This is a genomic window from Siminovitchia sp. FSL H7-0308 (assembly GCF_037980985.1).
Lineage (GTDB): Bacteria > Bacillota > Bacilli > Bacillales > Bacillaceae_C > Siminovitchia > Siminovitchia thermophila.
In genome coordinates this window covers 695,848-714,226 of record NZ_CP150282.1, presented here as the reverse complement: position 1 = coordinate 714,226, position 18,379 = coordinate 695,848, and the positions used below count along the sequence as shown (strand labels likewise).

The 18,379-nt window shown below is 43.0% G+C and carries 23 protein-coding genes; 11 read left to right on the top strand and 12 right to left on the bottom strand.

Features of this window, described 5'->3' with window-relative positions; translation table 11 throughout:
* The first annotated feature begins 158 nt into the window (after positions 1 to 158).
* The 7 genes from MHB50_RS03345 to mnhG all read left to right on the top strand — a co-directional run bounded on the left by MHB50_RS03345 (position 159) and on the right by mnhG (position 5,968).
* Positions 159 to 2,564: a Na+/H+ antiporter subunit A gene (locus tag MHB50_RS03345; RefSeq protein ID WP_077111154.1), complete on the top strand. Its 2,406-nt coding sequence runs from the start codon at positions 159 to 161 to the stop codon at positions 2,562 to 2,564.
* Positions 2,561 to 2,986 (top strand): Na(+)/H(+) antiporter subunit B, encoded by a 426-nt coding sequence (locus tag MHB50_RS03340; protein WP_077111153.1) that lies wholly within the window; start codon positions 2,561 to 2,563, stop codon positions 2,984 to 2,986. The genes MHB50_RS03345 and MHB50_RS03340 overlap by 4 nt, the downstream gene beginning before the upstream one ends.
* Complete coding sequence (locus MHB50_RS03335; RefSeq protein WP_077111152.1) at positions 2,986 to 3,318, top strand: Na(+)/H(+) antiporter subunit C; 333 nt, start codon at positions 2,986 to 2,988, stop codon at positions 3,316 to 3,318. Before MHB50_RS03340 ends, MHB50_RS03335 begins: the two co-directional genes overlap by 1 nt.
* Position 3,319: 1 nt before the next feature.
* The gene (locus MHB50_RS03330) at positions 3,320 to 4,801 is read left to right on the top strand and encodes a Na+/H+ antiporter subunit D (protein WP_077111151.1); all 1,482 of its coding nucleotides are present in this window, start codon (positions 3,320 to 3,322) and stop codon (positions 4,799 to 4,801) included.
* An 81-nt stretch (positions 4,802 to 4,882) separates the two neighbouring features.
* Positions 4,883 to 5,359 carry a Na+/H+ antiporter subunit E gene (locus MHB50_RS03325; RefSeq protein ID WP_077111150.1) on the top strand — a complete coding sequence of 159 codons (477 nt, stop codon included), beginning with the start codon at positions 4,883 to 4,885 and terminating at the stop codon, positions 5,357 to 5,359.
* Entirely contained in the window at positions 5,359 to 5,643 is a 285-nt protein-coding gene (locus MHB50_RS03320; RefSeq protein ID WP_077111149.1) for a Na(+)/H(+) antiporter subunit F1, read from the top strand. Before MHB50_RS03325 ends, MHB50_RS03320 begins: the two co-directional genes overlap by 1 nt.
* Entirely contained in the window at positions 5,627 to 5,968 is a 342-nt protein-coding gene (mnhG, locus tag MHB50_RS03315) for a monovalent cation/H(+) antiporter subunit G (RefSeq protein WP_077111148.1), read from the top strand. The genes MHB50_RS03320 and mnhG overlap by 17 nt, the downstream gene beginning before the upstream one ends.
* 46 nt (positions 5,969 to 6,014) lie before the next feature.
* Here mnhG and MHB50_RS03310 read toward each other — a convergent pair whose 3' ends face one another.
* The 4 genes from MHB50_RS03310 to MHB50_RS03295 all read right to left on the bottom strand — a co-directional run bounded on the left by MHB50_RS03310 (position 6,015) and on the right by MHB50_RS03295 (position 8,696).
* The gene (locus MHB50_RS03310; RefSeq protein ID WP_340084856.1) at positions 6,015 to 6,386 is read right to left on the bottom strand and encodes a DUF2188 domain-containing protein; all 372 of its coding nucleotides are present in this window, start codon (positions 6,384 to 6,386) and stop codon (positions 6,015 to 6,017) included.
* A 59-nt stretch (positions 6,387 to 6,445) separates the two neighbouring features.
* Entirely contained in the window at positions 6,446 to 6,853 is a 408-nt protein-coding gene (locus tag MHB50_RS03305) for a hotdog fold thioesterase (RefSeq protein ID WP_077111146.1), read from the bottom strand.
* A 75-nt stretch (positions 6,854 to 6,928) separates the two neighbouring features.
* Complete coding sequence (locus tag MHB50_RS03300; RefSeq protein ID WP_077111145.1) at positions 6,929 to 7,138, bottom strand: hypothetical protein; 210 nt, start codon at positions 7,136 to 7,138, stop codon at positions 6,929 to 6,931.
* A 94-nt stretch (positions 7,139 to 7,232) separates the two neighbouring features.
* Positions 7,233 to 8,696, bottom strand: a complete 1,464-nt coding sequence (locus tag MHB50_RS03295; protein ID WP_236016977.1) for a leucyl aminopeptidase — start codon at positions 8,694 to 8,696, stop codon at positions 7,233 to 7,235.
* 208 nt (positions 8,697 to 8,904) lie between these two features.
* Here MHB50_RS03295 and MHB50_RS03290 point away from each other — a divergent pair, with 208 nt between their 5' ends.
* Positions 8,905 to 9,390: a divergent PAP2 family protein gene (locus tag MHB50_RS03290; RefSeq protein ID WP_077111144.1), complete on the top strand. Its 486-nt coding sequence runs from the start codon at positions 8,905 to 8,907 to the stop codon at positions 9,388 to 9,390.
* 55 nt (positions 9,391 to 9,445) lie between these two features.
* Here the strand turns inward: MHB50_RS03290 and MHB50_RS03285 are convergent, their stop codons facing one another.
* The 4 genes from MHB50_RS03285 to MHB50_RS03270 form a co-directional block, all read right to left on the bottom strand.
* Positions 9,446 to 10,090 carry a 3D domain-containing protein gene (locus tag MHB50_RS03285; RefSeq protein ID WP_340084855.1) on the bottom strand — a complete coding sequence of 215 codons (645 nt, stop codon included), beginning with the start codon at positions 10,088 to 10,090 and terminating at the stop codon, positions 9,446 to 9,448.
* A gap of 595 nt (positions 10,091 to 10,685) precedes the next feature.
* Positions 10,686 to 11,009 (bottom strand): YuiB family protein, encoded by a 324-nt coding sequence (locus MHB50_RS03280; protein WP_077111142.1) that lies wholly within the window; start codon positions 11,007 to 11,009, stop codon positions 10,686 to 10,688.
* A gap of 110 nt (positions 11,010 to 11,119) precedes the next feature.
* Positions 11,120 to 11,602 carry an NUDIX hydrolase gene (locus tag MHB50_RS03275; protein WP_339161949.1) on the bottom strand — a complete coding sequence of 161 codons (483 nt, stop codon included), beginning with the start codon at positions 11,600 to 11,602 and terminating at the stop codon, positions 11,120 to 11,122.
* Positions 11,603 to 11,890: 288 nt separating this feature from the next.
* Positions 11,891 to 13,108, bottom strand: coding sequence for an NAD(P)/FAD-dependent oxidoreductase (locus tag MHB50_RS03270; RefSeq protein WP_339165580.1), 1,218 nt, complete (start codon positions 13,106 to 13,108; stop codon positions 11,891 to 11,893).
* Positions 13,109 to 13,454: 346 nt separating this feature from the next.
* Between MHB50_RS03270 and MHB50_RS03265 the strand changes: the two genes are divergently transcribed.
* Positions 13,455 to 14,453: an NAD(P)/FAD-dependent oxidoreductase gene (locus tag MHB50_RS03265; protein WP_340084854.1), complete on the top strand. Its 999-nt coding sequence runs from the start codon at positions 13,455 to 13,457 to the stop codon at positions 14,451 to 14,453.
* 74 nt (positions 14,454 to 14,527) lie between these two features.
* Here MHB50_RS03265 and MHB50_RS03260 read toward each other — a convergent pair whose 3' ends face one another.
* Positions 14,528 to 14,890, bottom strand: a complete 363-nt coding sequence (locus MHB50_RS03260; RefSeq protein WP_077111139.1) for an iron-sulfur cluster assembly accessory protein — start codon at positions 14,888 to 14,890, stop codon at positions 14,528 to 14,530.
* Positions 14,891 to 15,081: 191 nt separating this feature from the next.
* Positions 15,082 to 15,318 (bottom strand): YuzB family protein, encoded by a 237-nt coding sequence (locus MHB50_RS03255; RefSeq protein ID WP_077111138.1) that lies wholly within the window; start codon positions 15,316 to 15,318, stop codon positions 15,082 to 15,084.
* A gap of 188 nt (positions 15,319 to 15,506) precedes the next feature.
* Here MHB50_RS03255 and MHB50_RS03250 point away from each other — a divergent pair, with 188 nt between their 5' ends.
* Positions 15,507 to 16,574, top strand: a complete 1,068-nt coding sequence (locus MHB50_RS03250; protein ID WP_077111137.1) for an NAD(P)/FAD-dependent oxidoreductase — start codon at positions 15,507 to 15,509, stop codon at positions 16,572 to 16,574.
* 47 nt (positions 16,575 to 16,621) lie between these two features.
* Here MHB50_RS03250 and MHB50_RS03245 read toward each other — a convergent pair whose 3' ends face one another.
* Entirely contained in the window at positions 16,622 to 16,945 is a 324-nt protein-coding gene (locus MHB50_RS03245; protein ID WP_077111136.1) for a YuzD family protein, read from the bottom strand.
* Positions 16,946 to 17,062: 117 nt separating this feature from the next.
* Here MHB50_RS03245 and MHB50_RS03240 point away from each other — a divergent pair, with 117 nt between their 5' ends.
* Positions 17,063 to 17,299, top strand: a complete 237-nt coding sequence (locus MHB50_RS03240; RefSeq protein ID WP_077111135.1) for a NifU family protein — start codon at positions 17,063 to 17,065, stop codon at positions 17,297 to 17,299.
* A gap of 61 nt (positions 17,300 to 17,360) precedes the next feature.
* On the opposite strand, the gene yutH is transcribed toward MHB50_RS03240, so the two are convergent.
* On the bottom strand, positions 17,361 to 18,350 hold the full coding sequence (gene yutH, locus MHB50_RS03235; RefSeq protein WP_340084853.1) for a spore coat putative kinase YutH: 990 nt from the start codon (positions 18,348 to 18,350) through the stop codon (positions 17,361 to 17,363).
* Between the last annotated feature and the right edge of the window lie 29 nt (positions 18,351 to 18,379).

The window sequence follows — 18,379 nt, the reverse complement described above, 5'->3', positions numbered from 1 at the left end:
TTTATGACATTTTTCCAGGGTTTTATCTATTCCTACCTATTTAATAACTTCTGAAGCAAATTCCAGTTTCAAGAAATACCTCCATGAAACTTTGCTTCAACTAGGCTATAATCTCTTTAGTCGGAATGCAAGAATCATTTGGATAGGAGGGTAACATTTTGTCACTATTGCACTTGGCGATTATTGCCCCGTTCATACTCGCTTTTTTTGTTCCTTTTTTTTATAAAAAAATAAAAGCAGTTCATACCGGTTGGTTTGTCCTCATTTTGCCTGCAATACTATTTGCCTATTTTCTTCGCTTTCTTCCTGCAGTCAAAAATCAAGGAGCCATCCAGGAAACAGTGAATTGGATTCCATCGTTGGGAATTGATTTTACAGCTTATGTAGACGGGCTCGGGCTGCTTTTTGCACTTCTTATTACAGGAATCGGATCTTTAGTCGTTTTGTATTCGATTTTTTATCTATCGAAAGCAAAAGAAAACCTCGGAAGCTTTTATGTCTACTTGCTCATGTTTATGGGTGCGATGCTTGGTGTCGTTTTATCGGATAATTTAATTGTTCTCTACACATTTTGGGAGCTGACTTCATTTTCTTCCTTTCTCTTAATCGGTTATTGGTATCATCGGGAACGTTCTCGATACGGTGCCCAAAAGTCTATGCTCATTACTGTTTTTGGCGGTCTGGCCATGCTTGGGGGATTTTTACTTCTCTATTTCATGACAGGGTCCTTCAGCATTAGAGAGATCATTTCTCAGGCCGGCGACATGACAGGGGATCCCTTTTTTATTCCCGCACTCATTCTCGTTTTGCTTGGTGCTTTTACGAAATCTGCCCAATTCCCGTTTCATATTTGGTTGCCTGATGCAATGGAAGCGCCTACTCCTGTAAGCGCCTATCTGCATTCAGCGACAATGGTAAAGGCAGGGATATACCTTGTTGCCAGAATGAGCCCCGTGTTCGCAGAGGAAGGGACTTGGTTTTGGCTTGTATCCATATTCGGCATTATCACACTGGTCTGGGCTTCATTCAATGCGGTCAAGCAAACAGATTTAAAAGCCATTTTGGCATTCTCTACAGTGAGCCAGCTTGGTTTGATCATGTCCCTGCTTGGTATCGGAGCTGCTGCCTTACACTACACACAGTTGAACGACAATATTTATATGGCGGCAACTGTAGCAGCTGTATTCCACCTCATTAACCATGCCACCTTTAAAGGAAGTTTGTTTATGGTGGCGGGAATTGTCGATCATGAAACCGGGACCAGAGATATCCGACATCTTGGCGGTTTAATGCATCTTATGCCGATCACCTTTACTATCGCTCTTATTGGTACATTTTCTATGGCCGGACTCCCGCCATTTAACGGATTTTTAAGCAAGGAAATGTTTTTTGCAGCGATGGTGAATGTTCTTTCTTTAGATATATTCAACTTGGAAACTTATGGCGTTTTATTCCCTGTTTTGGCTTGGGTCGGAAGTGTATTCACCTTTATTTACAGTATGATTTTGCTTTTTAAAACTTTTACAGGAAAACAGCCGGCGCAAAAATGGGAAAAGAAACCGCACGAAGCTCCGCTCGGCATGCTCTTATCCCCGATCATTTTAGCTGCGCTGGTCATTGTGTTTGGACTGTTTCCAAATATCCTTTCAGCTTCTATCATTGAGCCCGCGGCTGATGCCATCATGCCCGCATTTGCTGAAGCAGGACAGGCATTTAACGTCAACATTACTATGTGGCACGGCTTTTCGGCGGAATTATATATGACAATTGCTGTCGTCGTTGTCGGATTATTCCTATATGTATTTTTGCCGAAATGGAAACACATTTACAATATTTTTCCAAAAAAGCTTTCACTGAATGCTTTATATGATCAAGGACTTGTTCGGACTGAAAAAATCTCAAAAAATATGACAAATGCCTACATGAATGGATCCATCCGTTCCTATATGATTTATATATTCATAGCGTTTATCGGCATTCTTTCTTATTCAATGATAGAGAAAAAAGCGGTTTCCTTCGAGTTGTCCAACTTGGCTCCAATCGGTGTTTATGAAATCGTTTTGGCCATCATTATTACGGTTGCCAGCATTACCATTCTGTTTGCCAAGTCGCGCTTGACATCCATCATTGCATTGGGTGCAGTCGGTTATACTGTGGCCTTGTTTTTCGTTTTATTCAGAGCCCCGGATCTTGCTTTGACACAGCTTGTCATCGAGACTGTTTCCGTCGCCCTTTTCCTGCTCGCTTTTTATCACTTGCCTAAAATGAGCCGCAAAGAAGAGCGCATTCGATTTAAAATGGCGAGCGCTGTCGTATCTCTCGGTGTCGGAGTTGTGGTTACGCTGATCGCTTTATCTGCGCACAACAATAAACTCTTTGACTCCATTGCTCAATATTATATTGAAAATACGAAGGAACAAGCCGGCGGTGCCAACATGGTCAACGTTATTCTTGTTGATTTCAGGGGTTTTGATACAATGTTTGAAATAGCCGTTCTAGGCATTGCTGCGTTGGGCATATTCGGGATGATCAAGCTTCGCTTATCAAGGAGGCAAGACGGATGAGAAAAACGAACGACCTCATATTGCAAACAGTGACGAAAATCGTTTCATTCATGATTTTCATGTTCGCCCTCCATATTTTCTTTGCCGGTCACAACAATCCGGGTGGAGGGTTCGTCGGAGGATTATTAACGTCTGGAGCAATCGTACTTTTGTTGCTCGCTTATGATCTAAAAACTGTGGCAGGCAGCCTGCCGATCGACTATAAAATTTTAATAGCCGTCGGTCTTTTATTTGCCGTTGGTACAGGGCTAGGGTCTCTTGTATTTGATGTTCCTTTTCTGACCCACGCCCATGATATCTTTACATTGCCTATTTTGGGAGAAACCCATTTGCACACCGCTGTTTTGTTCGATATAGGAGTTTATTTAGTCGTTGTTGGAACAACGATGACCATTATTCAAACGATAGGAGAGAACGAATAATGGAAGTTTTGATGTCTATTTTAATTGGTCTTTTATTTGCATGTGCTGTCTATTTGATGCTGTCCAAAAGCCTGCTCCGCATTATCATCGGTACCGGCCTATTAAGCCACGGCGCCCATTTGATGCTGCTGACGATGGCTGGCCTGAAGCGTGGAACGGTCCCGTTGCTGGGGGAGAATGCTTTATTTTATACAGACCCTGTTCCGCAGGCATTGATTTTAACTGCAATCGTCATTAGCTTCGGTGTTACAGCCTTTTTCCTCGTGCTTGCCTACCGGGCGTACCAGGAGCTTGGAACGGATAACGTCGAAGATATGAAAGGTACTGAATAATATGAGCAACTTGTTAATTTTACCCATTATCATTCCCTTGCTGACAGCAGTATTTCTGATCTTTTTTAAAAAATATATTCTGGTGCAGCGATGGATTTCTGTTATTTCCGTCACTGCAACACTTGTGACTTCTATCATTTTGGTTGAAAAAGTGAAGAATGACGGAATTCAAACATTGGACGTGGGAAGCTGGCCGGCTCCTTTCGGCATTACACTTGTATCGGACATGCTGTCGGCCTTACTTGTTACGGCCACTTCCCTGATCGCCCTTTGTTGTATCATTTATTCGTTTCGTTCCATCGGTGAAGGACGGGAAAGAAATTATTACTACCCTGTTGTGCAATTCTTGATCGTTGGGGTAAACGGCGCTTTTACAACAGGAGACATATTCAACATGTTCGTCTTTTTTGAAGTGATGCTTATGTCTTCCTATGTCCTGCTCGTAATCGGCGGGACAAAGATTCAATTGCGGGAAACCATCAAATATATCTTGGTCAATATTACATCATCAGCCTTGTTTGTCATCTCCGTCGCCTATCTATATTCTGTTGTGGGCACACTGAACATGGCCCACATTTCCGAGAGAATCGCCGAGGTTAATCAGCCTGCTATTTTAACCGTGCTGGCCGTGCTATTTTTGATTGTTTTTGGCCTCAAAGGAGCCATTTTCCCATTATTCTTTTGGCTTCCGGGCTCTTATTATGCACCGCCAGCCGCGATTATGGCTTTATTCGGGGCATTGCTCACAAAGGTCGGCGTCTATTCCATCTTGAGAACATATACGTTGTTCTTTTACCATGACACCGGGTTTACTCATGAACTGCTGATGATATTGTCTTTGCTTACGATCGTTTTGGGGTCTATCGCCGCCGTAGCTTATAAAGATATGAAAAAGATCGTCATTTACAATATTATTATTGCCATTGGAGTCATCACTTATGGAATCGGAGCGATGAATACCGACGCCTTGACCGGGTCAGTCTTCTATTTAATCCATGACATGGTGATTAAAGCGGTACTGTTCCTTTTAGTCGGATTGATTATTTCGATCACCGGTGCCAACAGCTACGATAAGTTCAGCGGACTCATCAAACATTATCCTTTGCTGGGATGGCTGTTTTTTATCTCGGTATTGGCGCTCGCCGGAATCCCGCCTTTAAGCGGTTTTATCGGAAAAATATTGATCGTAAACGGTGCGTTCTCCAACGGGGACCTTGTTGGCGGGCTCATCATACTCATTTCCAGCCTCTTCGTGTTGTATTCTTTAATGAGAGTATTTATAAACGGATTTTGGGGCGACCCTGAAGGGAGCAAGAAAAAAGAAAGTATTCGAATGGGAACCTATCTGTTCCCTGTGATCATCTTAGTCGGAACGGCGGTCGCTTATGGAGTCTTTTCGGAATACGTCCATATGTATGTTTCGCAGGCAGTGGAAGTGATTGAAAATCCGGAAATGTATATTGAAGCTGTTCTGCAAAAATAAGCAAACACGAAAGCCTTTTGCCATATAAAGTCCAAAAAATTCGTTAAGACGGAAGGTTTTTGAAAGGAGGGGCAAATAACAATGGCATTTCAAATCATACTGAACATCTTTTTGGCTTTTTTATGGATGTTTTTTGAGGGATCGATGAACGCCACGACTTTTATCGTTGGATATTTACTTGGACTGCTGGTTGTTTTTTTCATGCGGCGCTTTTTTTCAACCAGATTTTATATACACCGGCTGTATGCCATATTAAAATTGCTTCTCATCTTTTTTAAAGAACTTATGCTCTCAAACCTTGCTGTGTTAAAGGTGATTTTTCAACCAAAATTAAACATTCAGCCCGGCATTTTTGCTCTTGAAACAAAGCTGAAGGAAGATTGGGAGATAACACTGCTTGCAAATTTAATCACGCTTACGCCCGGAACACTTGTAGTGGATGTATCTGAAGATAACAAAACATTATACATCCATGCGATGGATATAGGGGACGTCGATGAAGCGGTCGAAAGTATAAGGCAATCCTTTGAGAAGGCAATCATGGAGGTGGGCCGATAATGTTGGATATAGTCGTTAAAGTCGCAATCATCGGGTTTGCGGTTTCCTCTTTTCTTCTCCTCATTAGGGTAATAAAAGGGCCGTCCATCCCAGATCGGGTTGTTGCTCTCGATGCCATGGGCATAAACTTGGTGGCGATCAGCGCTCTCGTTTCGATCGTATTGTCGACAAATGCGTTTCTCGACACGATATTGCTGATCGGGATTCTCTCGTTTATTGGCACTACAGCTTTTTCCAAATTTTTGGAGAAAGGAGAAATTATCGAGTATGAACGCAATCGCTGATACAGTTATCGCTTTTTTTATCCTCATCGGCATGTTCTTAAGCCTGGCCGCAGCGTTTGGAGTTATCAGGCTGCCTGATGTCTATACGAGAAATCATGCCGCCTCAAAATCAACAACACTCGGGGTTTTGTTCACTTTGCTTGGGGTGCTGATGTACTTTTTCTTTCAAGATGGCATTATTCATTCCCGGATTATGCTAGGAATCGCCTTTATATTCATTACCGCTCCAGTAGCGGGGCATTTGATCAGCAGAGCGGCTTACCGTACAGGGGTAAAAATGTGTGATCAAACTTCACAGGATGATCTGAAAGAAGCGAAGGATTAAAGAAGAACGGGCAATCTTTTCCCAAAAGGAATTGCCCGTTCTTTTTTCAATCATATAATGTCTCGGAAATCGCTCCATCCGATTTATGAATGACCAACATTCCTTTGTGTTCATTGACATAGCTTTTCGCCTTTTCTAGCAAATCTTCTTTTGTATTTTCGCGCATAATCGCCTTTGTTCCGTCCTTCTTTTTCAATACCCAGTCTGTTCCATTCGGTTCTATATGGTACTCGGGACGATCAACATACTCTTCGAAATACTTGCGGGCTTGGGCAATTCCAATGGCAATGGCCCGCCCTTCACTATATCTTTCTTCCAATAAAGCGTTCGCTATCTCAATTGCTTTGTTCCTAACATGGTCAGGCAGGTTTTTCATGGAATCCGGGTAATCATTTTGCGACCAAGGCAATGCACTCACTCCTTTGTTTCGCTTATGGTGTTACGATTCCCGGAATAATCAGCATTCAAACACGAGGGCTACGACTGCTTTGGCACAATGGCAATGGTGCACCTCGATATGCAAACAAGGGATTCTTGTTCATCCCTGATCCTAATATCCCAAACCATCGTACTCTTTCCACGATGAACAACTTCCGCTACTGCAGTGACGATACCGTCCCGCATAGAGCGTATGTGATTGGCATTAATTTCAAGGCCAAAACATATTTCTTTATCCAAGTCAATCATCAATACAGCCCCAATGCTGGCAACGGTTTCAGCCAATGCAACGGAAGCACCCCCGTGCAAATAACCAAATGGTTGTTTCGTTCTCCCGTCAACAGGCATGGTTGCTGTTACTCTTCCTTCTTCCAGCGATGTAATCTCGATTCCCAATGAATCATGCAGCGTATTTTTAGCCAGTTCTTGTACTTTTTCCTTATCCATCTATGTATTCTCCTCCTCTTCCAACTTCAAAAAAGAAAGCCCATCCGCGTAAGGCCGACGGGCTCTTTATTACATCTACCAATACGGTGCTCCATAGCCGTAGGGAGCTCCATAGCCATAAGGGTAAGGGTAGGGATAAAAAGGTCTTGGACGGGCAGCTAGATAGCTCCCTATCCCTCCTCCTATACCGCCGCCAATTAATCCGCCAAGGAAACCACCTAGCAATGGAAACCCCCATAAAAACCTGCTGTCGGCAACTGGTGGTGCGAAACTTCGATAATACATCCAGGTTTACCTCCTTTGTCGAAAGCATAAAAGCCTTTCACTATTGTCTATGCGACAAAGGGCTGGTTGGGATGGGCATTCGTTCCATGAATAATCATTGGCCGAGCCCATTCAAGTCTTCATCACAGACGAGAGTTGCCAGGGTTCTAACCATGACACCTGTGGCGCCGGATGGACCAAGCTCGGAGCTTTTTTTTGAAGTCGCTGTTCCGGCAATATCCAAGTGCACCCATGGTGTGTCTTCTGCAAACTCAGCGAGAAATGCTCCACCCATAATGGCGTGGCCTTCCCGGCCCGGCGAATTGTTTAAATCGGCTATTTCGCTTGAACGCACTCTCTCTTTATCTTGCTCTGTAAGAGGAAGCCTCCATATAAATTCACCTGTTTTTTCTGAAGCCTGAAACACTTTTTCATAAAAAGCATCATGATTGGTCATGGCTCCCGTTTTATCAAGGCCTAAGGCTACGACGACCCCACCTGTTAAAGTAGCCGCATCCACGACATATTCAGCTCCATGCATTTTAGCATACGTAATCGCATCGGCGAGGACGAGTCGCCCTTCTGCATCTGTATTTAATATTTCAATAGTCTTGCCGTTTAAGCTGGTAATAACATCATCCGGTTTAAATGCTTTGCCGCTCACTACATTATCAGTTGCGGGAATGACTGCCACTACATTCCGGTTTGGCCGCAGTTCTCCGATAATTTCCATCGCACCCAAGACCGCCGCTCCGCCTGCCATATCCGTCTTCATTTCAACAATGCTCGACTTTGGTTTTAACGAATAGCCTCCTGTATCAAACGTGATCCCTTTTCCGACTAGTCCCAGAACATCATTCCATTGCTCTTGGCCTCTGTATTTTAAAACGATCATATAAGGAGGTTCCTCAGATCCTTGGTTAACAGCAAGCATAGCCCCCATTCCCAGCTTTTCCATGTCCGCCTTTTCCAATATTTCCAACTCAAACCCAAACCGTCCTGCCAAATTTTTTGCGTATTCCGCCAGATAAGCAGGGTTCAGCAAATTACTCGGCATATTTACGAGCGTCCGCGCAGCGTTGGTCGCTTTTCCATAAATCATGCCATTTTTCAGAGAGGTTTCAATTTCGTGTTGCTGTTCACTTGTAAATACATTCATTTTCTTTATGGTTACTTCGGGTTCATTTGACTTTTGTTTGTAGCCCGGAAATTCGTATGTTGCCATCGTAAAAGCTTCGCCGATGATTTGAGCAACGGCCGTACTGCTTAGATCCCCGTGGACAAAAGAGTCAAGCGCAATTGCAAAGGATGGGACCCGCATTTCTTTTATCGTTTTACAGGCTTTGCCGACTGCCTCTCTTAGGAAATCGGCTGTCAGATCCTTTTCTTTTCCCAACCCGACAAAAACGAATCGCTTGATGGGCGATAATCCCAGGCTATATACAGTACGCACCTTTTTAAGCTTAGCCGAAAGGTCGCCCCTTTTGACGAGGTTGGTTAATTCTCCCTGAAACATTTGATCCAGTCCTTCTAGGGGGCCCGAAAATTTTTCCGGCTTATCAAGCAATCCGATGATCATACATTCTTGCTCTGTTTCAAAAGGATTGCTGTTTTGTGCATGAATGACATCCACTACTTTCAACTCCCTTCTTTTCATCATTATAGACGAAACAGCAGGATGCATCGAGCTGGCAGGTTGTTTTTCTTAAAAGGAAATGATTGATTGCTTCTTGGATATGGTATGATAAAAAATAAGAAGACGTTGTTGGAAAGAAAGGATGTCATCGATGGAGCTTTTTTTCAATTTTCCACTTTGGTCTGCCCTTACTTCGATTTTTTTCGCTCAGTTTATTAAAGTGCCCCTTCAGTTTTTTATCACCAAAAAAGTAGACTGGTCACTGTTGACTTCAACAGGTGGGATGCCCAGCTCCCACTCAGCCGCTGTTACTGCCCTCTCAACAGGTGTTGCCTTGGAAACGGGTCTGGATTCGCCTTTATTTGCCATCTCCGTGGTATTTGCCATTATTGTCATGTTTGATGCGACAGGCGTGCGCTGGCAAGCAGGGGAGCATGCTGTCGTGCTGAACCAGCTCGTATCCGATTTTCAGCGTTTTATCGAAGAAGCGAAGGAATGGCCGGAAAAGCCGCAGCAGAAAAAGCGAGAAGAATTGAAAGAATTGCTTGGACACAAACCTGTGGAAGTTTTTTTTGGAGGGCTTACAGGTGTTGGATTAACTTTGTTCCTATGGTATATTTTTTCAAAAGTAACTTAACGAAATAACAAAAAGGGCGGCCCGCTTTTCAGGGCGCCCATATATGTGAAACAACCTAATTTTCATTCGCATTTTTTAAATAGTTTTGCCGGAATACTTGCATCGTTTCATCTTCATTTAATGCCGTGAGTTCCTCTTCCGTGACTTTTCCAGATCCCAACTGGATCACATGAACATCCACGGTACGCTTTCCCCACTCTTTATAAACATCTTGTACTGTTTCAAAATAGAGATCTATTTTATTGCCTTTAATGGCAGATCCCGTGTCAGTCACAACACCATACCCGTAACCCGGAATAAATAAAATCGTTCCCATAGGAAATATATCGGGGTCAGCGGCGACGGTTGAATAAAGATCTCTTTTTACTTTGACACCCGAATATGTAATCCCGTAGGAAGGATGCCCCGGCTTTTTTCCTGTCGATTCTTCCCCGGCAGTGTAACCGGTGGCAACGACCTTTTTTACAGGGTATTTGGACCAATCGAACGACTCTTCCAAAGAAGGTGCAGGGCTTTCCGCCTCTGCTTGAGCATTTGTTTTATCGGATTTTTTTTGATCAACACTTGCATTGGCCATCATATCTTGAACAAGTGTATACGCCTGAATGCCGGACAATGTTTCATAAGTTACCGCCAACGCCCCAAGAAATAAAACCGTCATGGCAAACCTTCTGCCATAAAGAACCTTCATGACATGCATTCACTCCTCTCAAGGCTATTGTTGCCCCGCTTGAGAAGAAGTATTCATTTTAGCTTAAGCTGAGTAAGTCGCGAAAATCGAAATCCCTCCTACGATACGCCTAAAGATTAACTGTGGGGGCGAGGATTTCGATTATGTGAAGAAGATTGCGGCATAAGGGGCCAGTATTGCGATCATGTGAAGAGGATTACACTCGTGTGGAGAGGTTTTCGATCATGTGAAGAGGATTACGACTCGTGTGAGAGATCATGTGATGAGGAGGGCGACACAAGACAAGGATTTCGATAGCGGGTGAGGAGGACAATACATGTCCGAGAGGAGGAGCATTGCGACACATGGAGAGGTTTTCAAAAGGTGGATAGGACTTGCGATTGCGAAGTCGGAATGTGAATGGGGATGCTAAATTATCGACTAAAAAATAAAAACAGCTGCGAAACGAATCCGAAGCTGTTCTTTTCTCTTTACAGGCCACCATATAGCCTGACACCCTTGGCCTATTCAGAGCAGAAGTCCTAAGGGATGCTTTTTTCCGTTCGTTTGGATTGCCATGTTGAAAAAATCACGAAAGGGTGTTCTCGACAACCGCGACATCTCCTTAAAACATTCTGTATCCTTTTTTTCTTAAATAACGCATGGTAAGCCCTGCTGCTATGGCTCCCACAAGGCCACTGCCCAAAATAAGCATGTCCGCGGGCGCCAAATGGGATATGACTTCTCCCAGACTGGAAAAAGAAGCAGAAGGGGCTGTGAAATATTCTGTAAACCTTACTTTATCTACAATCAATATCGCGATAATTGGATAAATGACTGCCATAATCCATGTCATTCGCAACAACATATTCAACAAAAAACCAATTCCATAGAATAGGACAAAAAATAATAACATGGAAATAAGCAGGACAGGAACGGTCATTGGCATGGATGTATCCTCCTAAAGTTCGCTACTAACAAGTTTACAGAATGGTGAATAGAGCGTCAATGCAAGAATAGAGGAGAATTCATGACATTTTTACCAGTTTGCTGTCGCTTTTATAAAAATAACTTATATGCGGTATATCCAAATTGCGGGCCCGGATGAAAACCTGTCCTCTCCTTTTGAAGGGGTAAAATTCCAGTTTTCATTATTTCTTTTAAAATGAGCGAAGCGTTCTCATCATAAGCTAAATCTTCAGGTGCCATCCAGCTGGCCGAGTCAATTTCACGTTCTTCGATATGAAGTGTCGTATTTTCTGGCGTACATAAAAACAAAATCATATTGTCGCTGATCATTTCGTCGATCACGCCTGTCCTCATCCCCAGCAGACCGTTTATATGGCAGACGATTCCCGTTTCTTCAAGCACTTCCCGCTTTACAGCTTCATCAACTGTTTCCCCCGCTTCGACAAATCCTGCGGGAAGTGTCCATTGACCTTTTGCTCCGCCATACTTCTTTTTGACGACAAGCCAACGGCCTTTCTTGTCAACGACTAAACCACAAGCGGCAAGCCACACATTCCCTCTCTTTTGATTCATTTTCTCTCCTTATTATTTGCATAATAGAAAAAACATTTACACCACTGGGGTAAAATGACCATTTAGCTGGTGCAAACGATTATTGCCCTGTTCCACTAATAATGACTGCGCAATTCGTTTTGACATAATCGTTCAAACATTCTAACATACACAAGAGTCGTTGTGCATCCAGTCACAAAAAGCAAACGAGAAAAGACTGAAGCATAAAAAACAAGGCTTTCTTTAGGCGTATTCTTTCCTTTGAAAAAGACAGAATCAAATTGATTCTGCCTTTTCGCCAATGAACTATTATAAAAGATTAAATTTACCTTTTTTCATCGTGAGCGAGACTCCACCGATCATGTATAAAGCACGATTGTCAATCATCTTTTTCATGAAGGCGGCTTTTGTTCCAGTCATTTTCTTTCCAAAGACCACACCGATCGCGTCATCATCGCCCAAGGAACAAACTGTCCCCTTATTTTCGAATGTGAATGTCTCAAGATCCGATTTTCCTTGCACAAGTCTTGCAAGATTTGCAGCAACTAGTTCACCTTGCTGCATGGCGATTTGTGCAGTTGGCGGATACGGCCGGTTGATCTCTTCGTTGATCACAAGAGAACAGTCGCCAATGACAAAAACATCTGGTTGTCCTGGCGCACGTAGATCCGGATCGACTTTAACACGGCCGCGCATGTTTTCAAATCCGGATGCTTCAATGATTGGATTGCCGCGGACTCCAGCAGCCCAAACCACTGTTCCCGCTTTAATTTCTTCTGTTTCATCTTCACCTTTTGCTACGATAATTCCTTCAGGAGTTGCTTCTTTAATCGCTGTTCCAATGCGGAATTCAATATTTTTTCTTTCCAGTTGGGCTGTCGCATATTCGACCAATTCTGGATCAAAACCAGGCAACGCCGTAGGGGCCGCCTCTACACAAATGACTTTGACTAAAGTTTGATCAATATCATATTCCTTGCACAGTTCCGGAATCCGGTTACCTAACTCTCCCAAAAACTCAATTCCTGTAAACCCGGCACCGCCGACAACTATGGTAAGCCGCTCCGGCTTTTCGCCTTGCTCCACTTTATATGTGGCAAATTGATACTCGATATGTTCGCGTATTTGGCGGGCGGAGTTTACATTTGTAATGGAGAATGCATATTTATCAAGCCCGGGGATGCCAAATGTTTCAGGTGCCCCTCCAAGGGCGACAACCAAATAATCGTATGTCACTTCGCCATTTTTGAGAAGAACCTTTTTCGCTTCCAAGTCAACTTTTTCCGCCGTATCTTGAATAAATTGAACCCTGCTTTTATCAATTACATCGGTGATGGCATATCTAACACGATCATGGTGCAATGTTCCGGCAGAAGCTTCATGCAGCCATGTCGTTTCATAATGGTAATCATTTTTATTTACTAGAACAATTTCGGCATCATTGCTTCCTATTTGCTTTTGAAGACGCGTGACCGTCATGAGGCCTCCATAACCTGCGCCGAGTACTACAATCTTTGGCTTTCTCACTTTCATCACTTCCACCTTTACATAATATTCAATCAGTACGTTTGAAATGCTCGGGAATAAATAATAAAATATAAAATATTGTGATGCACTTCACGTACCAGGACAAAAAAAAAGAGATAAATGTCACAAAAACTTAATATATGTTCATCATATGGCTTTTGCATACTTTTTTCAAGCAGTTTATAGGAAATGTAAATGTTTCGAAAGTTTTGAAACAAAAGCGTGAAAATCGTCGTTTTTCATTCTTTTTTTGGGCATTTCATATGCAAAAGTGAATGATATATGTCACAATAGGAAAGTGTTATGATGACAAAATTATAAGGTGTTTAAACTGGAGGGATTTTCTTTGAAAGAAGATCAACAAATATATGACATGACGATCATCGGGGCAGGCCCCGCTGGACTATTTACCGCCTTTTACGCAGGGATGAGAAATTCGACCGTAAAGATCATTGAAAGCCTTCCTCAATTAGGCGGGCAGCTTGCGGCTCTGTATCCCGAAAAATATATATATGATGTCGCGGGTTTTCCAAAAGTGAAAGCTATTGACCTTGTTAATAACTTGAAAGAGCAATTACAATTGTTCGATCAAACGATCTGTTTAGGGCAGTCAGTCCAAAACGTTGAAAAGTTGGAAGACGGAACTTTTAAGTTAACAACCGATAAAGAAATCCACTATACAAAGGCGATTATTATTACAGCAGGAATCGGAGCTTTCCAACCGCGTCGCCTCGAACTTCAAGAAGCTGAACATTACGAAGGTAAAAACCTTCATTACTTCGTGGATGACATGAAAAAGTTTGAAGGCAAACGGGTAGTCATTTTAGGTGGAGGAGACTCTGCCGTAGACTGGGCGCTTATGTTGGAGCCTATTGCGGAAAAAGTTACTTTGATTCACCGCCGGGATAAGTTTCGGGCCCACGAAAGCAGCGTAGAACAACTGAAAGCTTCTACTGTTGAAGTTATAACTCCTTTTGCTGCGGCGGATATGGTTTGTGATGAAGAAGCTGTCAGAAAAATTATTATCCAGGAAGTTCGGGGCGAAGCAGTGAAAGAAATTGAACTTGATGAACTCATTTGCAACTATGGCTTTGTTTCTTCGCTTGGCCCTATTAAAGAATGGGGAATCGATATTGAAAAAAATTCGATTGTTGTCAACTCCAAGATGGAAACCAATATTCCAGGCATTTATGCAGCCGGCGATGTGACGACATATGAAGGCAAAGTCAAACTCATTGCAACAGGATTTGGCGAAGCTCCTACTGCTGTCAGCAATGCAAAAGCATACATTGATCCGAAAGCGCGTGTGCAACCAATGCACAGCACATCCCTTTTTGATAAATAGAGATCAAACCAAACGAAAAGACCTGAACTTTAGCGGGCCCCTTTAGGCCCTCCATAAGTCCAGGTCTTTTATCATTAACATTCTTCCGGCGTTCCGGTCACTTTGGCAGTCCGGAATGACGTACCACAGCCACAAGAAACCAACGCATTGGGGTTGTCGATCGTAAATCCGCCGCCCATTAAAGATTGTTTGAAATCAATCGTTGTCCCGGTGACAAGTGGCGCACTGTCCTTGTCGATCACGACTTCAATGCCGTGCTGTTCGAAATGCTTATCCTCATCCGTTTTTTCATGGTCGAGACTCATGCCGTATGATAGTCCACTGCAACCGCCCCCATTAATCGAAAAGCGAAAATAAGCACCTTCTTCGCCATTTTGTTTCATCATTTCTTTAATTCGCAAGGCAGCCGCCTCGGTTAAAGTAACGATGGCACTCATGAATCAGCACCCCCTATTGCGAAATAAAACCTTTCTTTTATTATATACCCCGCGGGCTTCGTTCTCAACCTATCCGGCCTCTACAACATTGCAACCTTCAAATTGGGCTTGCATCGCGAAGCATATCCGGCAAGGTTTTAATGCTGGAATGCATTTTCCTCCCAGCTTAGATTTAGGGCATTTTATGATCATTAAAACATCGGATTATCCTCTATATATTGGTATATATTTTTGACTAAATCGTCCGGAGTTTTACCTGTAACAACCTCACCGTTAACGAGGGCATACAACGATTCGGCGCAAAGATCACAATGATCCAGACAGCCGTATTCAATAATATCGAGATCCGGATCTTCCTCCAACTTTTGCAGGGCTTCGTATCCGCCCATTCCTAAATTACTGATACAAAATTCCACAATTGGATTCATTCCATATCACCTCATCACCAGTCATAATGCTACTCCTTTCACACTGATTCGTCAACGCCGAAAGATAATGATGACTCCGGTTGTATATAAATGTAGATTCAGATATACTTTTACGTGGGATATATTTGAACATATTGTTAACTATTTCTAATGTTTGTTTTAATATAGATGGCAAAAGGAGATATAATATGAAAAAATTAGTCCTGCTTGGCGGAGGATATGGGAATATGCGTGTGCTGCACCGCTTATTACCGAACCAACTACCAGAAGACGTATCCATTACTTTGATTGACAGGGTTCCTTACCATTGTCTAAAAACCGAGTATTATGCCTTAGCGGCCGGAACCATCTCCGATCAAGAAGTACGCGTACCCTTCCCGGAACATCCGCGCCTGGAAGTAAAATATGGGGAAGTAACAAACATCGACTTAGAGAATCAACTAGTGCATTTGGACCAAGAAGATCCTGTTCCTTACGATGATCTCATTATCGGCCTTGGCTGCGAAGATAAATACCATAACATTCCGGGGGCCAAAGAATTTACACACAGCATCCAAAACATTGAAAATGCCCGGGAAACTTATCAAACGTTGAATAACTTGCCAGCCAATTCCGTTGTAAGTATTGTAGGCGGAGGTTTAAGCGGTGTTGAGCTTGCAAGCGAATTGAGGGAAAGCCGCTCTGATTTAGTCATTAAACTATTTGACCGCGGTAAAATCATCCTTTCAGCTTTTCCCGAAAGGGTGAGCCGGTATGTACAAAACTGGTTTCAAACAAACGGCGTGGAAGTCATTAACCAGGCCAACATTACGAAAGTGGAAGAAAAGACGTTGTATAATCACGATGAGCCTGTCCACTCAGATGTTGTTGTTTGGACAGCGGGGATTCAGCCAAACCGCATTGTTCAGGAAATGGATGTTGAAAAGGATGCGCAGGGCAGAGTCGTTTTAACTAAATACCATAATATTCCAGACAATGAACATGTTTATGTTGTCGGTGACTGCGCCAGTCTTCCTTATGCTCCAAGCGCCCAGCTCGCCGAGGGACAGGCCGACCAAATTGTGCAGGTCCTCCTAAAGCGTTGGAGCGGACAGGAGCTTCCCGAAACGCTTCCAACCATCAAATTAAAAGGTGTGCTTGGTTCCCTTGGAAAGAAACAAGGTTTCGGACTCATGGCGGACCGGGCCATTACCGGGCGTATCGCCCGTATCCTCAAGTCGGGAATTCTTTGGATGTACAAATATCATAACGGGTAAAATGCCGTATTAGAAAGCCGGAGCAACCAAAAGTGCGCTCCGGTTTTTTACATAGCCTGATAACCATATTCCTCTAACTTTTTGTATACGTCTTTCAAACGTGGATTTCCTTCTCCGATCATTTCGCTCCCAACTGTTACAACTGGATAAAACAAATCTTCTTCAATGATCCGCTTCGAGAAAGCTTTCGCTTCCTCTTCCTCGGGAGGGTTAAAAATATCAATATAGCGAATAGTAAACGGTTGATCTGGAAATTTCCTGGAAATGGCCGCCTCCAGCCATTCGTATGTTTCTTTGGACGACGGCAAATTGACACAGCTTGCGCAAATTTGATCAGCACCATACACAAAAATTTCGGCTTCTTTTTTCACGTACCTCTCCCCCTTTTCCTTATTGTACCGTTTTTTAGCAGAATGCCAACAAACTTGGCGATAGATTTTTTTTTCGTTTCTGCTTATAATGGGGAATAAGGAAAGGAGTAGATTGGAATGTCCGATCAAACAATGGTTGATCAAGTTCAAGAAGTATTAGATAAATTACGTCCATTTCTGCTTCGCGATGGCGGTGACTGCGAACTCGTAGATGTTGAAGAAGGAATCGTAAAATTGCGCCTTCTTGGTGCGTGCGGTACTTGTCCGAGTTCCACCATTACTTTAAAAGCCGGTATTGAGCGAGCTTTAATAGAAGAAGTTCCGGGAGTCGTTGAAGTAGAGCAAGTATTTTAATTAAATGGCGATGCGGTTAACATCCGGATCGCTTTTTTCTTTGTTCGTTATTGCATCATTTTTAGAGCCATTCCACCGCTGGTAAGTGAAGTTTTACATCCGCAAGTTGGTAAAAAGACCGTAAAAAGCGTTCATAGTCGGATGTGTCCCGCAAATACCTCTTCATATTTTCCTCAAGCCACTTCTGTCTTGACTGTGAATTCGACTGATAATATTCTTCAACCGTCACAAAATAATGGAGAGGGAACAAAAGCCTTGCATATACCAACCTCCATCCAAATGGGGAAATGGGGGCAATTGATTCATATTCATACAAAAAAGTTTGCAGTTCAGGCCGCAGAGCACGCCTGCTTTTAAAGTATTGGCTTCTGGTCCATTCCGCGATATCTCTTGATGGGTGATCATAAACCCATTCAAAAGGATCCCGGATTTCCTGCGCCCCTTCCCACAAACCGCTAGAAAATCGCTCATGACAAATGGTTGCCTGATCCCAGTGGTAAGGCTTCTCATCCAATTCCGTATCTGTAACGTATTGAATGGCATTTTCCGCCAACCCCATAAAATATGGAAATGATTCAAAAAACAAACGTTCAAACTCCTCCCGCGGAGGCTCCTGAATAAAAGCAGACCAGGCTTGCTCCATTTGATCCACCCTCATACTCCAGAGCGATTTCCACTGGCCGATTCGATTTAACGCCTCAATTTCAGCTTGCAGTCTTTTTCCGCGTTCATGAAATCTAGCCAGTTTCCGGCCAGTTTTTTGTATTCGCCTTGACTGTGGCCGAAATTCGTTTCTAAGAAGGACATAATCATGATTTTCATGAGTAACAAGAAATTTATGATCTTTTGCCGCTGTAAAGCGAGATACCTTCCGATCACGCAATGTTGCCAAATGCTCAGACATTTCATATCGCTCAATTAAAACTTTTTGTTCCATATGGGTTACTGGTACAATAGTATATAATACATCACCGGCCAAAAATCGTTCTTTTCCGTTAAGATGTATTGACCTGTCGGGATTAATCCCAAAATACTTCTCTAAAATTTCCACGGCATATCCCTCTCTTTTGCTTTTCCCTT